The 19,155-nt window shown below is 70.2% G+C and carries 14 protein-coding genes; 2 read left to right on the plus strand and 12 right to left on the minus strand.

Annotated elements, in window-relative coordinates; translation table 11 throughout:
- The first annotated feature begins 4,230 nt into the window (after positions 1–4,230).
- Positions 4,231–4,431, plus strand: a complete 201-nt coding sequence (locus WHI96_RS26175; RefSeq protein ID WP_345646799.1) for a hypothetical protein — start codon at positions 4,231–4,233, stop codon at positions 4,429–4,431.
- Between the two features lie 20 nt (positions 4,432–4,451).
- Here WHI96_RS26175 and mobF read toward each other — a convergent pair whose 3' ends face one another.
- The 11 genes from mobF to WHI96_RS26230 form a co-directional block, all read right to left on the minus strand.
- Entirely contained in the window at positions 4,452–8,843 is a 4,392-nt protein-coding gene (gene mobF, locus WHI96_RS26180; protein WP_345646802.1) for a MobF family relaxase, read from the minus strand.
- Between the two features lie 262 nt (positions 8,844–9,105).
- Complete coding sequence (locus WHI96_RS26185; protein WP_345646805.1) at positions 9,106–9,990, minus strand: hypothetical protein; 885 nt, start codon at positions 9,988–9,990, stop codon at positions 9,106–9,108.
- Positions 9,987–10,646 carry a hypothetical protein gene (locus tag WHI96_RS26190; protein WP_345646807.1) on the minus strand — a complete coding sequence of 220 codons (660 nt, stop codon included), beginning with the start codon at positions 10,644–10,646 and terminating at the stop codon, positions 9,987–9,989. The genes WHI96_RS26185 and WHI96_RS26190 overlap by 4 nt, the downstream gene beginning before the upstream one ends.
- Entirely contained in the window at positions 10,646–11,527 is an 882-nt protein-coding gene (locus WHI96_RS26195; RefSeq protein ID WP_345646809.1) for a hypothetical protein, read from the minus strand. The genes WHI96_RS26190 and WHI96_RS26195 overlap by 1 nt, the downstream gene beginning before the upstream one ends.
- Complete coding sequence (locus WHI96_RS26200) at positions 11,524–13,455, minus strand: type IV secretory system conjugative DNA transfer family protein (RefSeq protein ID WP_345646812.1); 1,932 nt, start codon at positions 13,453–13,455, stop codon at positions 11,524–11,526. The genes WHI96_RS26195 and WHI96_RS26200 overlap by 4 nt, the downstream gene beginning before the upstream one ends.
- Complete coding sequence (locus tag WHI96_RS26205) at positions 13,443–13,982, minus strand: hypothetical protein (RefSeq protein WP_345646814.1); 540 nt, start codon at positions 13,980–13,982, stop codon at positions 13,443–13,445. Before WHI96_RS26205 ends, WHI96_RS26200 begins: the two co-directional genes overlap by 13 nt.
- A complete protein-coding gene (locus WHI96_RS26210) occupies positions 13,982–14,443 on the minus strand; it encodes a WhiB family transcriptional regulator (protein WP_345646817.1) in 462 nt (153 codons plus the stop codon). Before WHI96_RS26210 ends, WHI96_RS26205 begins: the two co-directional genes overlap by 1 nt.
- A gap of 110 nt (positions 14,444–14,553) precedes the next feature.
- Positions 14,554–14,937: a hypothetical protein gene (locus WHI96_RS26215; protein ID WP_345646820.1), complete on the minus strand. Its 384-nt coding sequence runs from the start codon at positions 14,935–14,937 to the stop codon at positions 14,554–14,556.
- Positions 14,934–15,236, minus strand: a complete 303-nt coding sequence (locus WHI96_RS26220) for a hypothetical protein (RefSeq protein ID WP_345646823.1) — start codon at positions 15,234–15,236, stop codon at positions 14,934–14,936. The genes WHI96_RS26215 and WHI96_RS26220 overlap by 4 nt, the downstream gene beginning before the upstream one ends.
- A 293-nt stretch (positions 15,237–15,529) precedes the next feature.
- Positions 15,530–15,760 carry a hypothetical protein gene (locus tag WHI96_RS26225; protein ID WP_345646835.1) on the minus strand — a complete coding sequence of 77 codons (231 nt, stop codon included), beginning with the start codon at positions 15,758–15,760 and terminating at the stop codon, positions 15,530–15,532.
- Positions 15,760–16,065: a helix-turn-helix domain-containing protein gene (locus WHI96_RS26230; protein WP_345646826.1), complete on the minus strand. Its 306-nt coding sequence runs from the start codon at positions 16,063–16,065 to the stop codon at positions 15,760–15,762. The genes WHI96_RS26225 and WHI96_RS26230 overlap by 1 nt, the downstream gene beginning before the upstream one ends.
- Before the next feature lie 130 nt (positions 16,066–16,195).
- On the opposite strand from WHI96_RS26230, the gene WHI96_RS26235 reads away from it, so the two are divergent.
- A complete protein-coding gene (locus WHI96_RS26235; RefSeq protein WP_345646829.1) occupies positions 16,196–17,590 on the plus strand; it encodes an NsdA family TPR-like regulatory protein in 1,395 nt (464 codons plus the stop codon).
- Here the strand turns inward: WHI96_RS26235 and WHI96_RS26240 are convergent.
- A complete protein-coding gene (locus WHI96_RS26240) occupies positions 17,584–18,507 on the minus strand; it encodes a phosphotransferase enzyme family protein (protein ID WP_345646832.1) in 924 nt (307 codons plus the stop codon). The two genes, WHI96_RS26235 and WHI96_RS26240, sit on opposite strands and share 7 nt — an antisense overlap.
- Positions 18,508–19,155: the final 648 nt, after the last annotated feature.

A 19,155-nucleotide genomic window follows, 5' to 3' on the forward strand; every position in this document is an offset into this window, starting at 1 on the left:
CCGAGGCCATCAACGGCCGACTCGAAGCCCTCCGCCGCAACGCCATGGGCTTCCGCAACCTGATCAATTATCGGATCCGGTCGCTACTGCACTGCGGAGCGCTCGCACTCTAAATCCGGAAGAGCCGACTAAGCTGCATAGCACAATCGCATCGGCTTCCAGGAAGCATTCCTGGACAAGATAGCCGAATCTCATTGCCGCCGCATAACTCAGTGAACTCTTTTCGTCAGGGAGGTCAACTCCGACCTCCTTCCTGCTTTAGAATTGCCTCTAGAGCATGTGCAGCAGCAGCTCGAACAGAGGAAGAAATATGTTCATTGGCTGCCAACCGAACCTGAGCGAGAACCTCCAGTGGGACTTGATCCCGCCTAAGGGTGGGATTCTCTCCGAGACCACGTAGAGCAAGCTCAGGCACGGTTACTCCATCCTCAGCGAGAAGCTCGACCAACCGGCCCGTAACAAGTTCCGGCACCAAGCCGGCCCGGAAGGTGCACAGGTGGCGCGAAAGACAGAATCCAGAGTTGGCTCGGACAGCCGGATCGAGACTCAGAGATAGCTGCAGCGCCAGAGTGCTCGCCCAAACCTGGAGAGACTCTTCGAGAGTGCACCAGGCAAGAACCCCCAACGCCTGGATCTGTTCTAAGGCACTCCCGGACGAAAGCTTCGAAACTCGAACAACATAGTCGCCTCGCGATATAGCGTCGATCCGATACCCCAGTCGCAGGATAGATCCGACGTATCGAGGGTGATTGCTCTCATGAAAAGGGTCTTGAGCGGCATTGGAAATAGCCGACCAAGATTCCCTCAGGCTCGCGGAGACAGACATCGGTAGCGTCTCTTGTGCTGCGAGTTGCGCTAATCCATCCCCCTTGTCTATCTGGGCGACGTTAGGATCAGAAAGCGCTCCAATCAGGGGGGCCCAGAGGCGTGCCGCACCATACATTGCCAACTCGACCGACAAGCGAAAGGCAGATGGCCCTCCCATGCTGTGACTACCGCGCGAGGCGTCCGTGCGAACTCGATCTAGCTCCTGCAAGCAGGACTCGACAGCCTTATCGATAAACTGATCATTAACGGACCGACCAGCCTGCAGCTCCACTACAACTAATTCGGCCAATTCGAGACCGGTGAGGCCTGACGCCACGAAGTCAGAGTCGTACTCTTCGCCCATTGCTCTCAACGCTGCCCGCGCAACTGCACTCATTTCGGCGCCCAGGTTCCCTTGTGCCCAAGATATCCAGGAGCGGCGGACTTCCGCTGACACTGCTGCCCATTCAAGAGATTCCACAACTCGATAAACGATCGGCGAGATCACGTATGCGTTCTCGTCGCCGTCGACCATCTCTCTCGCCGCGCTCGCGATGGATGTGTCCATAGCCGTTCCGGGGAGCAGGCGCGATATCGCCCTCCACCCCGCATCTTGGCGAGACCACGGCGCGCCTCGCCGGCCCGGAAGACTTGCCGTTGCAGTCATGAATCGCCAAACAAGCAGAATTGCATGCTGACGCTCCACCGGGGTTAGAAGATCAGCCGCTGAAGACATCACCGCCACATCTCCCTGATCCACTCGACCGGTTGCGCGACCCTGACGGATGGAAGAAGAGGCCGACGAGAGCAGGGACTCGATAGGGCCAATAGCCCTAAGAGTCGAAAGCGTTCGATCCAGACCTTTCGTATCGTGCCCCCGCCGTAGCAATCGGACAGCTTCCGTTGCCGACTGAGCCGAAATTCCTGACTCACCGGAAGCCGACAGCAGGAGCGCTTTCGCAAATAGCGCTCGTCTCGGATACACGCTTGGATAGCTCGATGAGAGCTCTGTCTGGAACAACGCCGCACCAAGAGGCCCAAGAACAGGATCTTCGCTAAACCAGCGAGTACTTCGGCTCGTGGAGTTGTATCGCTCTAGGAATGACTCAGACACGGATGCCTCAAGACCAGAACGCTCTCTTCGTTCCGCCCGAACGTCGAGCCATGCAGGACGGGCCCGAATTACCTCAACCCAACCGTTATCGCCAACGGGAGCAATCGCATTGCGAATTCTCTTTGCACGTAACTTGTACGCATCGACCAGGTCGCACTGAACTGTCTTTGCGTCCCACCCAAGACCCGCCGAAACCTCGAAGTGCTCGACCTTGTTCGAATCAATATCCGTGAGCCACGATTCGACAGATTCGCAATCACGGTCGGCTAAACTATTCTCTCCGATTTCCGCGAACCGCATAGCCCGCTGCGTCAGGACCGTCGCTAAGACCAACTTTTGGCTCTCATGGATATCCTGACCGTAAGTCGAGAATGCTGCGAGGAGCCCTGAGAGCGATTCGATTGAGCGATCTAAGAGCTCTAGATCCGAGTACGCGACCGACGCCAGGAGCACAGCCGCCGCTCGGGCACCTGAAGCGACTTCGCCTTCATGAATCGCGAACTCTCGAAGCTCATCCGCAGCCGCTAACTGAGTCGTAGGATCAACAGAACGTCGTGCTGCGCGAACAAGTCGCCCTGGCCAGCCGTCAATCTTGTCGATGAACGTATTCCGACGGTCAATATCAGCGGATCGAAGATCTGCGACTAGTGCCACGATATGCGCAGGCCTCTCGCTTTGAGAGGAGAAGTTCGGGTGTGGACCGATTGCCCAAGGCGCGATTACCGCGGCCAGCCATTCGACTCCAACTACCCTGCGATCCACGGCGGCCACGTGTCGATCCTTTCTTGAGCAGTCGGAGATGTGCCGACGCTGGGCAGGGACGAGAGCGTTACCGACACCCTCATTGCAGCCAGTCGGCGACTCATAAGAACCAAGCTGGATAGAACTAGTTCGCCCATGCTCTCTGGGTCAGTTGCCCAGTGCCACGAATGTAGATCACAAGCTTTTGAGACCAGTTCAATAACGTCGCTATCGCTAACACCGCATGCGATTGTAAGCAATCGAGCAGGAGGCCGTTCGTGTCGCCTGCAAGCGGAATCCACCGCATCATGAAGTCGCCCTGCATCGCTAAGGGCAGCCCTGTAGGCGAGTACAACGATCCTGGGCTGCAAATTCTCGTGAGAGGTTACATCTAAATTCAGTACCTCATGCTCGCTTTCCGCCACGCGCAGCGCATCGAGGTATGCGTACTCGAACTCGCTAAGTGCGTCGGCCACGGTTCGCCATTCTACAAGAATAGGCGAGACCGCTCCGTCCATCGACATAGCGTCACTCATTAGGCTTACTGTTCCTGTGCAACGGAGATGTCCGAGCGGAGGATGGTCAGGCTTGTTTCTGACGACTCTGGCGCGCACGCATTGGCAGGGAGGTCGATGGATACTAGAGGATCCGTACCCTTCAAAGAATCCACGCGAGTAGCTTGCAGTGCCTCACCGGATAGGGAAGGACAGACTCTTTCAACCTTCGCCCTACCCGCCTCTGAAAGATGTACACGGACCGGGTCGGCTGGCTCTAGCAGGTCCACAGAAGCCCCCGCTAGAAGTACAACTACACCCAATCCTGCAAGCGTTAGCCCAGTGAGTAGCCAGTTTCCGATTCGACCCACCAGTGCGCCGATTTCCACGTACAGCGTATCCCTATGGAAATCACCTGAATGCCGGAGGAGGGACGCGCCAATTGTTACCCCCGTGCCCGCTGCGAACAGCCCGGCTGCGGCTAGCAGACTCCATCGGGAGAAATTCGGCAAGGAGTTCGTTGCCTGTAAACTCAAGCTCGCAAGGAGGCCCCCTGCGAGCGTCATCAGCAGAGCCGAATTCGATCTTGCGCGTGCTCTGTGCTGCTCCACTGCCTGGAACGCGCGGGCGACTTCATCCTCCGGCGGCGGCGTTCGGGTCGCATGAGCCGGCTCATCCGTCACACAGTCCGCCCTTCCGCTCTGTGGTCAGGTATCCGGCGCCATCCGCCGGGGCCTCAACCTGCGCGGAAGGATCTCACAGACCCCCTTAGCCACGATGAGGTCTGACCAAAGATCATCGCCGAGCGAGCCATTCTTGACTGTCAGCGGCTTGTGTCACCCTTGAGTGGTGACCGACGCGGCAGGGCGGATGGAGAAGGTTCCTGCGGAGAATCTCCGAGTTGCACGCACCGAGTTCGCCGCGGTGTGGTCTGCTGCCGAGAAGCGTTCAGCTGAACGCGCCGAGGCTGGTGTACTCGACTGGTATGCGGCGGCGGTAAGGGCGACGTGTGAGTGGATGGCATGTGCTGTCTACCGGCCTCCATGGGGCAGGCCACACCCCGCGGAAGCACCAGTGACCCGGACCCGAGCGTCGGCGTACGAGGAGCTGATCGACGCGGAGTACCTCGCCGCGCAGCGGTTCGAGGAGCTGTATCCCAGCCGCGCGGCACGGGCGCCGGGATGGGGCGACGGGACCCGGGCGACCCTGCGGTGGGCGTGGCGGGGACAGGGCCCGCCACCGATCGAGGTGGCGGGGTGGTCGGCGGCGGGGTAGGTCCCCGTCGCCGACCACCGTCACCACCGGCTGTCGCTCAGCTCCGGTTCGTCGAGCCCGTCAGCGGCGTCGTTGACGCTGCTGTGCTGCTCGGTGTGCCATCGGGCGAGTTCGGCGGCTCGTTCCTCGTGGTCGTCGGCGGCGGTGTCGCGGTAGCGGATCTCGTCGAGGACGCGGCCGGCGTGGTCGAGGTGGTCGGTCGTCTCGGCCGCTTCGGGTACTCGCACGGCGTCCTCCAGCACTGGGCCCGGTCGGTGCTCGGCAACCTCGCGGACGTCGTCTCGACGGCTCTCCCCGGCCGCGAAGTCCTGGTGCTCGATCGTGACGGCGTCGAGGTCGTCGGGAGCCTGGTCGTGGATGTCGTCCTCGGTGATCTCCCGGTACTGCTCGTCCTCGGCGACCGCCGCGTCGTGGGCGGCCTTCCACTCCGCTGCGGTGACCCGGTCGTCGGGGTCGTCGGCGGCGTCGCGGGCGGACAGCTCGGCCTTGGACAACTCGGCCTGCACCCGGGTCTGTGCCGTGTGGGCGAGCCACGCACCGCGGGCGTCGTCGATCTCCTGCAGCCGGGAGGCTCGCTGCTCCAACAGGGCGGCCATCGCCTCCGCTTCGGCGGCCCGCTCGGCCAGCCGCTCCCGCTCCGCCGGGTCGGGGGCGGTGTCGAGGGCGGCGCGGGTGACCGCGGCGTCCTGACGCTGGGCCTCGGCGGCCTGACGGGTTCCGGCGAGTTCGTTGGCGACGTAGCGGGGTGCGGCAGCGAGTTCGCGGTCGTAGGCGCGGACCCGGATGCGGAGCTGGCCGTTGGACAGCTCCAGGTGCTCGCGGTCGATCTCCGGCCGTCCGAGCGCCCGCCACGCCGCCCGGTGCGCCGCGAACTCCTCCACCTGCCCGGGTTTCGGTGCCGGGCCGAGCGCGTCGGACGGGTCGTCGTGACCGCGGACCTCGCGACAGGCGGCGACCCGGCCGACGTCGTCGCACCAGCGCTGCCGGGCCAGCGGGTCGGCCGGGACGTCACCGAACGCCTCGACCGCCCACACGGGCGGCTCGACAGCCGCGGCAGCACCGAGGTCATCGGCGCGCTGGTCGGCGGCGGCAGCGAGCCGCTCGAGGTAGCTGTTCCACTGGAGGTTGTCGGTCTGGGGGATCCAGTCAGTCCAGCGCTCCCCGAGCGGGTCGAGGCGGTGCTGGTCGCGGATGCGGGAGTAGACGACGTTGCTGACGTTCCGCGCCCCGGCCAGGGGTCCGCGCTCGACAGCCTCGGCAAGCACGGCGTGAGGGTCGAGTCCGGCAAGTTCGGCGCGGCGCAGGACCCGGGTCAGCGCCGGGGTGCCGTCCTCGGCCGCGATCCGGGCCCGCTGCTCGCTCGTCAGCGTGCCGTCGTGGACGAGGCGGTCCAGCGAGGCGGCGGTGCGTTCGGTCGCGGCGAGCTGCGCGGCGTCGGCGAGCAGCTCGGCCACCGTCCGCGCGCTCCCGACCTCGTGGGCGGACTCGGTCGCGATCGCCACAGCGGACCGGTCGAGGGCTTGGTCGGCGGTGTCGAGGATTCCGGCGAGGACGGCGACGGGGTCGCGGTGCAGCTCGTGGCGGGCGGCGGTGCCGTCGGCCGGATCCGCCGGCGCGACCCGCGTGGTGACGTGGGCGGTGTTGCGGCCACGGCCGCGGGACATCCCGACGTAGAGCGCATTCGCCCGGGTCGTGGGCGTGACCACAGTGTGGGTGGTGTCGACGGTCGCGCCCTGCCCGGCGTGGGTGGTCCCGGCGTAGCCGAGGGCCAGGTGCTCGGCCACGTAGGTCGCGGGCAGCACGAGGCGTGCCCCGACGGCCGGACCCTGGGTCGGGCCGTGGGTGTCGGTGGTGACCTCAAGGGTTCCGTCGTCGCGGACGGCGGTGATCCTGTAGAGGTCGCGGTTGTGCGGGCCGCGCCGGTTGCCCTCGAACCCGGCCAGATGGTGGGCGTTGTGGCGGGCCTCGATCAGGTCCCCGACCCCGGCGGTGGTGCCGTCGAACCCCAGCCGCACCCCGGCTTCCTCGACGCGGCCGAGGCGGACCAGCTCGGCCCGGATCGAGCTGGAGAGGCGGGCGGCCTGCTCGTTGGTGTCGACCAGCAGCAACGACCGCCGACCCGCGAGGTGGTCGGCCAACCAGCCCCGCGCCGCCGAGGTCTCAGCGTCGGCAACGGTGCCGGAGTCAAGGAGACGGCCCTGCTGGTGGTAGGTGCGGAGCACGGTCTGGTCGCCCTCTCGCAGCCGCAGGGACGCGTCGCGTTCCCACTCGGCGCTGAACCGTCGGGCGTCGGCGAGTTCGTAGCGGGACCCGGCCGTGGCGAGCAGGTCCATGCCGCCGCCGGCGCCGACCGCGGCGAGCTGGCGGTGGTCCCCGACCAGCAGCAGCTTCGCCCCCGCCTCGTCAGCCCGCTGGTGGATGGCGGCGAGGGCGGCGGTGTCGGTCATCCCGGACTCGTCGATCACCAGCAGGTCCCCCTCCCGTAGCCGCCACGCTTCGTCCCCGGACACCGTCCGGCGCTCGGCCGGGGCGGCGGCGAGGCGGTCCTGGGTGGCGAGCCAGCGCGCGATGTTCGACGCCGACAGGCCCTCCGCGGTGAGGACCTCGGTGGCGCGCTGGCTGGTCGCCAGCCCGAACACGCGCCCCGCACCCCCGGCCGGGCCGCCGGGCGGCCGGAGCTCGGGGTCTGTCCAGGCGCGGGCGAGGTTCCCGACGACGTAGGACTTCCCGGTCCCGGCGGGGCCGACGAGGGTCTCGACCCGGGCTCCGGAGGTGAGGATCCCGCGCACCGCGGCGGCCTGGTCGACACCCAGTTCGAGGCCTTCGCTGCGCAGAGTCCGCAGGAACCGCTCCGCCTGCGCCCCGGTCAGGGCGGCGCCGTCGCGGGCGCTGGTGGCGGCGAGCAGGATCCGCTCCGAGCGGACCTGGTCGGGGGTGCAGTAGACCCGCCCGCCGGGGGCGATGTAGGCGGACTCGCCGTTGGCCACGCGCAGCTCGTCGGGCAGCAGCCCGGACCCGGGCCGTTCGGACTCCAGCGCGATCGCGTAGACCAGCGCGTGGTCGGTGAGCTGGTCGAGCAGCACCGCGACGTCACCGCCGTCGGGGACACCGAGGTAGTCCGGAAGAGCGGCGTTGACCGCCCGCACCAGGTCCGAGCGGGTCCACCCGGACTTGCGCGACGCCACGTCCTCCAGGGCTATCTCGATCACGGCCTGCGGGTTGAACGCCTGCGGCGTGACGCCGTCGCGGCGGGCGGCCAGGGCGGTGTCGGCGATCCCGGCCAGGCCACCGGCGATGTCGGCCTGCAACCGGGCGGCGACCCGGTCCAGCATGTCCCCGCGGGTCTCCCCGTCATGCGACTTCGCCGCCCTCGTGGCGAGGGTGGCCTGCTGGGCCAGCCGGTCGCGCTCGACGCCGTTCGGGGCGCGGCCGTAGCGGGTCTCGAACGCCTCGATCAGCTCCGCCGCCTTCGCCGTCACCGCATGACGGCGATTCGACACCAGCGACATCGCCTCGGCGGACACGCCGACGACCTCGCGGGACTTGCCGTCCGGGCGGGTCGCGACCAGCGTCCCGATCGTCGCCGCCAGCCGCTCCTCGGTGGTGCGCTCCCCCACCGCCCCCGCCCCGGCCCGCCAGCGGTGGATCGCCCGGGAGTCCAGGGTCCGCCACACCCCGTCCGGGCCCTGGATCCGATTGAGGATCGCGTTGTGGATGTGCAGCTGCGGGTCCCGGTCGCGGGAGTCGTGCTGGAAGAACGACGCCACGGTGAACGCGTGCGCATCCACCCACCGGCCCGCCGCGCCGCCGTGGTGCCCGACCCGCGCGTACCCGGCCTTGTCCTCCAAGTAGGCCAGCGCGGCGTTGTTGCCCGCCCAGATCGCGTCCTCCACGGCCTGGCGGAACTCGCCCCACGCCGCCGCAGTGGCCTCGTCCCCGGCCTGGCGGGCGGCGACCTCGCGGGCCTCGAACGCCGTGTGCAGCAGCGTCACCGACTTCTGCACGCTGAACGTGGCGTCCAAGAATGCGACATTGTGCCGGGCCGCCTTCCCCGCCTCGGTACGCAGCTCGGCGCGGCGTTCCGCCGCCGCGTCCGGCTCCCGTTCCAACGCAGCCGCGTACAGGTCGTCCTCGGACAGGTACTTGCGTCCGGTGTGTCCCAGCGTTGGGACGCTGTCCCACTGGGACGGATCACCGAACCCGGTATCCCGGGGGTCGAGGAACCGCTCGTAGAGGGCGCGCATGTCCTGGGCGTCGACGAAACCGGCAAGGCCGAGCTGTTCGGCCCCGGCGCCCCACCAGCGGCCCGGGGGCTCGCCCTCGGCGACGGCGCCGGTGTAGTAGTTCTCCCGCCCGGTCGCGACCTCCTTCAACAGGTAGTCCGGGGAGTAGCCGGTGGCGATCCTCAGCACCCCGACCACCCCCAAACGATCATGAAACCGGCGATCGCGCCGACGGAGGCGGCCGCCGGGCGGTCGGAGGCGGTGGGGGTGCGGCGTGGCCGGCCGGAGGCCGGCCCGCACCCTCGGATCGTGATGCCTCGGTGTGAGTCTCTTGATCTTGGGGTGCTCCTGCTCTGTTCGGTGTAGTCGCTCTCGGTTCTGGTCTTCTGCTCGCTCTCGCTGCCGGTGCTGCTCGTCTCGGTGTGGGTGCTGCTGGTCTGGCTGCTCGGGTTCATGGCTGTGTCCTGTTCTGGGGCTCGTCGGGGACGAGGTGCAGGCCGCTCGGGGCCTGCGGTGGGGTGTCGCGGAGCTGCTGGAGGGCTCGGGCGGCGGTGCCCCGGCCGACCTGGGCGAGGTCTTCCAGCTCGCGGACCGTCGGGAGGGCGCCGTGGCGGTCGCGGTAGGTGAGGGCGGTGGTGCGGGCGCGCTCCTGCGCGCCCGGATGCGCCCCGCCCGTCCCCCCAGCCGCCGACCCGTCCGGGCGGACGGCTGGGCGGGGTGCCGGGTGGGACACCGGCCGCGGCGGGCCCGGGATCACAGGCCCGTCCAGGGCGGGCGGGACACCCGATCCGCGTTCCACCGTGTCCGGGTGTTCCACCGGTGTCCGGCCGGGCAGTGGGACGGTGATGGTCGCCCGAACTCGCGGCCCGGGTCCGGTGTCGGTCTCCGGCCGGACCCGGCCATCCGCGGGCTCGTCGCTGGGCGTCTCGGCCAGGAGGTAGAGCAGGTGCGCGACGACGGCGGCGGCGATCGCGGGCCACGCCCCGACCCCGAACCGAAGACCGGCGCTGACTTCCAGCTCCCCGCCCGCGGTGACCGTGTCGGCGGCGAGATATACCGCCTGCGCGAGCCCAGAGAGGCCGGCGGAGACGACGACCACGGTCCAGGCGTAGCGAGCCGCCGACCCCGACAACCGGGCCGTGGCCGCGTAGGCGACCAGGGCGAGGCCGTCGGTGATCAGCGGGTAGATCCACGCCACCCCGACGGGGACCCGCGCCGCGACCGCGACCTCGAACAGGCCGTGCGCGGTCGCGACCGCGGCGCCGACCGCTACGGCCAGGCCAGGGAGCCACACCGCGGCCCGACCTCTCCGACCCGCACCACTGCTGGTGGTCATCCGAGCGCACCCCCGATCGGGCTCGTGGTGTTCTGGGCGGGCTCGGGTGGGGCCTGGTCGCGGTGTTGCGCCCACCACCCGGTGATCGCCGTTGTGTGCTCCAGCCCGGGTACCGGGACCGGCGCCCCGCCCGGGGCCGCCCAGCCGGGGCGGGTCTGGTGGGCCTCGATCGAGCACGACCCCGCGCTCTTGCGCACCCGGGCGGTCACGCCGGGGCGCTGGCGGTCGTGCCAGTCCCCGGCCGCCGCGACTGAGGCGTCGGGGCCTTGGTAGGCGGCGAGCCAGGCGTGCATCAACCACAGGAGTTCCTCGACGACCTCGGGGTGCCACAGCCAGCAGTCGGGCAGGACCGAGGCGCCGTCGGGGTAGCGCAGGAACACCGCGCCGAGCCAGGCGGTCAGCTCGTCGACCAGGTCGGCGATCTCGCCGGGGTCGGTGGGGGCGAGCAGCCACGACGGCGCCGGCGGCTTGGCCTTCCTGCCGATCACGGTCTTCAACGTGTCCGCGGTCCGTGCAGCCATCTCGTCGAGCCGGTCCACTCGGGCGGTGAGCGGGTCCAAGGTGTCGACCCGGCGGCGCAGCAGGTCGACCTCCCGGGCCAGACCGGCCACCACGACCTCGGTCCCGGTGCCCTCGGGGGTCTGCGGCGGGGGCATCACCGTTCCCACCCCGCCCCGTCCACATCCGCCGACGACGGGGCCCGCCCCGCGCGCGGCTCCTCGGACTCGGCCAACTCGACGGCGTCGGCCTGGGTCTGGCGGACCAGCTCGCACACCCGCGCCATCTCGGCCTCGGTCAGCGGCCGCACCCCACCCTCGGCGGCGTCGTCGGGGGTGAACCACAGCCCGCCCACGAACGACCCTGGGCCCTCGTCGAGCACCCGGTCCCGATCGCCGCGCTCGTCGGTGCCCACCTCCTCGCGCGGGTGGCCGTCCTCGGGGGCGTTCACGCGGTCCTCCTCGTCGTCCTGGTGCTCGGTGGTGGCGGGTCCGTGGCCGGGGTGCTGGTCGGTGCGGTGGTCGAACCCGGCGGCCGCGGCTTCGGCGGCCAGGACCCGGGCGTCGTGTGCAGCCGTGGCCTCTCGGTGCGACCGCTCCCGCCCCTCCCGGGCGACGGTCACCAGCCGGGGTTGCGGGTCGCAGGCGGTGGTGTTGGTCAGCTCGTCGAGGCCGACGGAGTGGGCGCGGTAGTCCCACATCTCCACATCCGAGTGCAGCCTCGCCAGCCGGGCCCGCTCGGTGATCGCCGACGTGCCCCGCGCCTGACGGATCGCCGCGATCGCAGCCGCGTCGGCCCGGGCGCGGGCGGCGGCGACCGTCTCCCCGTGGGCGAGATCGACCCAGCCGAAGCGGGCGCGGGCGTCGTCGAGGTCGAACTCGTCGAGCCGCCACCCCGACGACGGCCGGCCGTGCACACCGGTGGCGTCGCGCAGGTAGGAGGCGATGACCTGCTCGGCGTCGGCCCGCCCGCCGGGCAGCTCGGCCGCGAGCCGCTCGACGGCCTGGATCGGGGTCCACAGCTCGTAGTGGTCGTTCATCGCTGCCACCGCCCGTCACCGGTCGGGCCGTCGGCCGGCCCTTCGCCGGGGATCGGCTCGACCAACGCCGTCGCCTCACCGCCGTTGTTGTCGCCGTGGCGGATGGCGCGCAGCTCAGCGAACATCCGGTTCGACGACCGCACCCGCTCCGCCAGTTCTCCGAACCGGGCGGGCCAGCGCGCGGCGAGCAACAGCAGAGCGCGTTCGAGCTGGGCGTCGACCCACACCCGGACCGCCTCGTTGCGGCGATGGCGGCGCGACTCGGCCTCGACCCGCCTCATCAGCCGCGCCCGCCGACGGACGTCGGACCGCTTCCACGCCATCCGCGCACGGCCGATCACCGGCGCGATCCCCCGCCGGATCACCACCACCCGCCCCGCGGGCAGGTTCGCGATCTGCGCCGGCGCGAGCACCGGCACCTTCCGCACCGACCGGGAGGCGACCCGACCGTGCTCATCCGTGGTCGAGACCCGCTCGTCGCGCTCTCCGGCGAGGGTGGACCAGAACTCCAGGTCCGCCTTGTCCCGCGTCCCACCGAAGATCATCACCGCGGCGGTGTTGTTCAGAATCGTGGCGGCCTTATGCTCTCCCCAGCGGGCCAGGAGCTGGGCGCGGGACTGGAACGCGCACAGGATCGTCACACCCCGACCACCCATGTCCGCGGTCCAGGACTCCAGTGGGACCGGGCTGATGAGCGCGGCCTCGTCGAGGAACAGTCCGAGCGGCGGGTCCAGCCGCCCGGCCGGTTGCCCGGCCGCGAGGCGGCGGGCTTCGCGGGCGATGTGCCCGGTGAGGGCGCACACCAGGGGTGCGGTCTGGGCCTCCTCGGCGCCGAGCAGGAACACCGTCGCCCGCCCGTCCAGGAGCCGGGCGACGTCGAATCCCGCGCCCGGCTCGGCCGCCGCAGCCGCGGCCGGGTGGGTCAGCCACCCCAACGCGGGCATCACCGAGGACGTGATCGAGGACCGGGTGCGCTCGTTAGTGGTGATGAACTGCATCGCGTCCTGCTCGAACGCCGTCACCCCCGACCGACGCAACAGTGCGGGCACCTCGCGGCCGGCCGAATCCGGGTCGGCCACCCACCCCAGGACGTCAGTCATCCGCTTGTGCCCGAGCGCGGCGGCGTGCAGCAGCGCGGCGAGGACGCGGCGGGCCTGACCGTCCCAGAACTCCCGATCCCCACCCGAACCACTCGCGACGGCGGCGAGCATGTCCGTGGCCCGCTCGGTCGCGGTCACCGGGTCGGCACAGCCGGTCAGCGGGTCGAACGTGATCGTCGAGGTGCGGTCGCCGAGGCCGGCGGGGTTGAACACGAACACCTCACCCCGGGCCTGACGCCGGATCGGTGCGCAGAGGTCGAGCAGGTCGGTGCGGGTGGAGGTGACCAGGGCGGCTCCCGGGGCGTCGAGGACGCGCCCGGCGAGCCAGCCGGTCTTGCCGGTGCGGGGGCCGCCGACGACGATCACGACGTCCTCGACCAGCGCCCACACCCGCAACGCGCCGGTGCGGCACAGCTCGACCGCGGCCTCGGTGGTCGCGAGCCGCCACCGCTGGAGCCGGGGCAGCCCGGCCAGCGAGGGGCGGACGGTGCTGGTGCGGCGCCGGACCGCGAGGGTCCCGGCGTGCCGGACGATGTCCAGCGACGAGGCGACGCCGACCTTGCGCCGGGACCGGGACGCCCACCGGGAGACGGTGGCCGAGGAGCGGGTCCAGCGGTGCCACACGATCACCAGGGCCAGCGCGGCCACGGCGACGAGTGCAGGCCACGAGAGGGCGGTGACGATCGTCGCGGCCGGGAGCAGGGCGACCGCGGCGAGCCCGGCGGCCAGACCCCGGGCCCCGCGGGACCACGCGACCAGGGCGCCCCCGGCGAACACGGCCAAGACCAGGGCGGTGGAGCTGAACAGGGCGCCCATCACTCGTCCCATCCAGTCAGCTCGGCCCACGCAGTCAGATCGGCCCGGTGTCGGGCGCAGGAGTCGGCGTGACCGGTCTCGTTGTCGGTCGGGTGCGATTCGAACGGCCCGTCGTCGGTGACCTGCTGGTCGCAGGTGGTGCAGCGCCAGTACGCCGACGGCGTCCGGAACGACCGGATCCCGTCGCGCTCCGGGTCGGGGACTCGGCCGCAGACCAGCCAGTCGAACGCGGCCTCCCCGACCGGCACCCCGCCGGTCGGCAGCCCGAGAACCGCGCCGATCTCGTCCCACGACCGCCCGGCCGCACGGGCGGAGCGGGCGTAGTCGTAGAGCTGGGCCTCGGCGACGCTGCGCATCAGCAGCGCGGCCCGGACCCCGGCCAGCGGGTCGTCGAGCTTGCGGTCGGTGAACACCGTGAACCCGGGGATCGGGACCTCGGTCTCGGCCGTGCCGAACACCTCGACGGCGATCCGGCGGATCAACTCCCGGATCCGACCGGCGGCCTGCCCGGACTCGGTGCCCCTGAACGTCTCGCCCATCACCGACCACCCCCGGCGGGGATCGCGAGGGCGGCGGCCCAGCGGTCCACGGTCCGGCGGGTGACGCCCAGGGCGCGGGCGATGTCCCCGCGGTCGGCGCCGGCGGTGAGCGCCGTGCGGCCCGCGGCGATGACCGGAGCGCGATCGGTGCGCAGCGACGGGCCGGGCACCACGGCCGGGACCTCGGCGCGACCGGCCCGGCGGGGCATCGTCTGGCGGGCGCGGCGGCGCTCGTCCTCGGTCAGCCCACCGGCGATCCCGCGCAGCTGCTCGACTACCGCCCACGAACGGCACGCGTCCAGCACCGGGCACACCGACAGCGCACGCCGCTCCGCCGCCACCAGGGCGGCGCCATTGGTCGGGGTCGGGAAGAACAGCTCCGGGTCGACGTCGCGGCAGGCCCCACCGGCCCGCCAGTCCAGCTCCTCGCCCACCCCGGGCGTCGGGTCTACGGTGAACATCTCTCCTACCTCCTGTTGGTTGGTGAGAGCGGCCCGGCGGTGTGCTTCCGCCAAGAACCCGTCGCCGGGCCGTCCCATCTCGTGCGTTTGCTGCAGGTGGTTCTGCTTGCTCACGGCTGCCCCCGCTCGGGGGCCCGGACGGGCGCGGCGAACAACCCCGGCAACCCGTCCTCGACCCGCCGCTGTTCGTCCCGATCCGCCGCGGACTCGCGGCCGGTGCGAGCGCCGGGGATCACCTCGGCCAAGTGCGCGAGTCGGACCGGCAGCGGCCGGCCGTCGAGCAGGCACACCGCGACCTGACGCGACGGGCACTCCTCACGGCGCCCCACCGGCCACCCGCACCCCGGGCACCGCCCCGCCCCCGGCACGTAGTGCTCGACCACCACCTGCAACCGGTCCGTCCGACCGGTCGGGCGCAGCAACCGCGGGTCCAGGTCCTCGGGCTGCGCGACCCGCTCGGGGACCGTCCACTCCGGCGCCGGGCGGGCGCTCACGCCGACCACCCGCGCGCCTCGTCCAGGGCCGCGGTCGCCCCGGCGTCGGTGAGCCCGTAGCGCAACGACGCCGCCTCGACCGGCTCCGGCACCCGCCCCAGCGCGCCCGGGCAGAGCACCGACCCGTCGAGGTGGGAGAAGTCCGGGCAGCGGCCGGCGCTGGCGGGCCACCCCGAGGGCGGGGCGCCGACCACGGGGCCGGCGCAGCCCGGGCACACCAGCTCGGTCACGTCGACCAGGTCGACGGGGTCGTCGGCCAGGTCCACGACGGGCGGGCCGGGCAGGAAGATCGCGGTCATGCTGGCCTCCAGGAAGATCGAGGAGGGTCGGCCGGTCCGGCCTCCCGGTGGCGGCGTTCCGTCCGCCACCGCGCCGTCAGGCGCGCACGGCCTCGGAGGCTCGGACTCAAGGGCCGGCCGAAGGTCGGTCGCGCAGCGACGCGTAGCGCCAGCGGAGCGCCCTTGAATCTGAGTGAGGCCGGGCCAAACTCGGGCCGGACGGCCCTCCGCCCCGCCGCAGGCGGGTCCACCCGTGGTCTCGGCCTGCCCGGCCGTGAGGGCGAAGTCCCTCACCCCGGAAGCCGTGGCCGCCCTCACGACCCGGCCCCCGCGGACTCCGCGCCGTTCAGGGCGGGGGTGGCGGCCTGGTCGAACGCCGATACGAACGTGCTGATCGCCCCCGGCAGCCCGGACCCGACCGGCGTGGCGATGAACAGCACAAGCGCGATCAGGGAGAAGACGACCGCACCGATCGCGACCCGCGCCTTCGCGCAGATGAACGCCCCCAGCACCGCACCGAAGATCAGAACTCCGACGCTGCCCATCACGCGCCCCCACCCGCGAGGCGGGCGATAGCACCGGGGAGAGCAGCGCTCACCGTGGCCTGCTGACGGCGCCACTCCTCGGTCCAGGCCCCGAGGTCGACGCACCGACCGGTGACCAGCACGTCGTCGACCAGCCGGTCGATCACCGCGCTCGGCACGACGTACCGGCCGCCGATCTTGACCCCGGGGAACGAACCGCTCCGGAGGTGCCGGTACAGCGTCGACTCGTCGAGGCGGAGGATCTCCGCCGTCTCGGCCGCGGTGTAGAAGGACGGCCGCGCGGGACCGCGTTCCGCGATGCTCATGAGCTACTCCTGTGGGAAGGGATGGATCCAGAGGACTTCATGGACATGAGCGTGGATCTCCGGAAAGACATCCGGGAGGGCACACAAGGGGGCACACTGGTACGGCAGGCACAGCGGGACGGGGTGGTGAATGGTGGCTGCGAACCAGCGACTCGCCGCGCTGATGATCGAGGCTGGCTTTCTCGACAGAGCCGGCGAGATCGGCAGGAAGCGCTTCGCCCGCGCCGTCTCAGAATCCAAAGCCGCACGCACGGCCGGCCGGTCCTACAACCACACCTATGTCAGCCGATGGCTTTCCGGAGTCACTCCGCGCGATGACGCGACGAGGGAGGGAATCCGGGAAGCGCTCTGCACTCGTCTGGGTCGTCGCATCGATGCTGACGAACTCGGGTTCCGCACTCTCGTCACGACGTCGCCCGATCTGGGGCTCGCCTATCCCGAGCGACCCGACGACGGCGTCGGCAACGTCGCCGAGCTGCTGGAGGCCGACCTGACCGGGGCCGCGGCCGTCGCAGAGGCACCCACCAGCGTGGCGGCGTGGAATGAGGCGTCCGTGGCCTGGCTCGTCGGCGCGCAGAAGCAGCTCAGCGACGGCGCCGGGCCGCGCAAGGTCGGCATGGCCGACGTCGAGCGACTGCGCACCATGCGGGGGACCTTCGACCGGCTCGACAGCACGTTCGGCGGCGCGCACGCGCGGACCGCTCTGGTCCAGTACCTACGCGGGGAACTGCCGCGCCTGCTCCGCGCCCGTGCCGAGCCGGACGTCCGGCGAGCCTTGTTCGTCGCGGCGGGTGAGGCGACACAGCTCGCCGCATGGATGTCGTACGACGCCGGAAGCCATGGGCTTGCGCAGCGCTACTTCATCCAGGCTCTCGGGTTCGCCGACGCGGGCGGTGACCGGCTCCTCGCCGCGAGCCTGCTCGACGCGATGAGCCACCAGGCCAGCTTCGTCGGCCGCCACCGCGAAGCGGCGAACCTGGCCCGGGCCGCACGTCTCGGAACCGAGTCGATGAGCGTCCCGATCCTGCGGTCGCACTTCCACATCATGGAGGCCCGGGCCCTGGCACGACTCGGTGAGGCCGACGCCTGCGACCGGGCGATGAACGCCGCGGTGGAGAACTTCGGGAGCCACGTCTCCGGAGACGGGCCGGAGTGGATCGGCTACTTCGACGCGGCTGAGCTCGCGGCGGAGTTGGGCCACTGCCAGCGCGACCTCGGCAGGCCACAGGAAGCCGTAGTGCACGCGACGACGGCGTTGGCCTCGGCATCGGGCGACTACCTGCGTAGCGACTTCTTTGTGGCGATGGTGCTCGCCGACGCTCATCTCGACGCGGGGGACGTCGAGGAGGGGTGCCGGGTGGCGGCCAAGGCGCTCGCCGTCGGCGAGGGCCTGGACTCTGCACGCTGCCGGGGGTATGTCGGGGAGTTCCGGCAGCGCCTCACCAAGCACGCGCGCAGCGCGGCTGTCCGCGACTTCGTGGAGGGTGCCCGAACGAGCACCCTATGGACCCCGAACGGTCAGTAGGCGCCCCAGTCCTGCCTGCTCCCGCCGGTCCGGATCGCGGCGACGCGCTTCGCCGCCTCGACTGCTGCTCCGGCCGATGTGGCCGCCTTCTTGGCGATCCAAGTCGTCATCGCGATCTCACGCATGTCGGCGAGGGACCCGTATCCGCCCCACTCCATGAGGTCATATCCGTAGGCTTCGACAAAATCACGGTACTCGGACTCGTCATGCCACCCGAGGCGGTCGTAGAACAGTGCCGTCTGAATGAGGTCCCACTCGCGTGCGCCAACGGAGAAACTGTCCAGATCGATCAGAACGGGCGCACCGGAGTCGTCACAGATCACGTTTCCCACGTTTGCGTCACCGTGAACGTGCCCCGCCGGCAGCGTGAAGGGCAGGTCGGGAAACGCCTCCCGGGACCAAGCTATTCGCGATCGCAAGTACGCGGCGTCCGCATCGTCCAGCCCCGCGAACGACGGCAGGGGGTCGCCAGGAAGCCCGAAGGGCGCGAGAGTCGGCAGAGTGAGTCCCGGCGGCTGCGGGAGGTCGTGCAGCCGTCGGACCAGGCGTCCGACGTCCGCGAGCGGCGCGTAGACCTCTTGGCTAGAGATCGATTCCCAGAACGTCACCACCACGCCGTCGATCTCCACGGGCTGCTCGACTGCGACTGCCCGCGTTGCCGGGTACTCGGCATCGGCGAGCCAACGGGCGACGCCGATCTGCCGCCGCGCGTTGTCCAACAACCGAGCAGATGGAGCGATACGCGCCACGACGCCGCCTCCGAGGCGGAACACGGCGTTCGACCCGATCCTGATCAGTTCGACTGCGGGGTGACCCAGTCCGACCTCGTCGGCAGCTCGGTCGAGTACAGGCCGCAGGTTGGCCTCGTTGAACCACACATCTGCGCGCCGACCGTGACCGGCCGCTACCTCCACCATGATGAACGGTCGCCCTTTCGGATCTGTACCGGTTCACCCCCGACGATACGCCTGGCGCGTTCTCGACGAGCGCCCACGACGACAACGAGGCGACGAGCCGCGCAGCGTAGACCGGCTAACACGCAGCGGGCGACCCGCCTCGGCCGTCACGTCGCGTTCCGCTGAGGTCTTACGCGTCAGGTCGCGGAGCTACGTCGGAGGGACGCTCGATTCGGACCCGGTCAGCCCCTCCACCTCAAGCCGGAGTCGGCTTCCGGGATAGCGCAAGCTGTCTTCCGGGTACGGAACAAGAACCGGACCAGCGTGAGCATTCGAACACTGTCTGATGGACACTCCAGCAGACGTCGGAGCCGCTGTACTCAGGCTCGTTGCGATGAACGACGGCGCCCCCGGTCCTGTTCTCACCGACCTCGTGGAGTCCGTCCACCGCGTCTCCGGGCTGCCGGCGGGAGCAGCAATGCTGTCGGAGGGCGCCGTGCGCGGCGTCGTGCGATCCGGCCCCGCGCAGCCCCTCGAAGCATTGAGCGCTTTCCAACCTGGTGATCATGAGGTTGGCGGGGCTGCGGCGTGGTGTCGCTGAAGTAGGTGAAGCTCCTGGTAGACGGGTGATTGCCTAGATCAACCCGCGCCAACCAGGAGCTTCAGGGT

The organism is Pseudonocardia tropica (genome assembly GCF_040105315.1).
GTDB classification, from domain to species: domain Bacteria; phylum Actinomycetota; class Actinomycetes; order Mycobacteriales; family Pseudonocardiaceae; genus Pseudonocardia; species Pseudonocardia alni.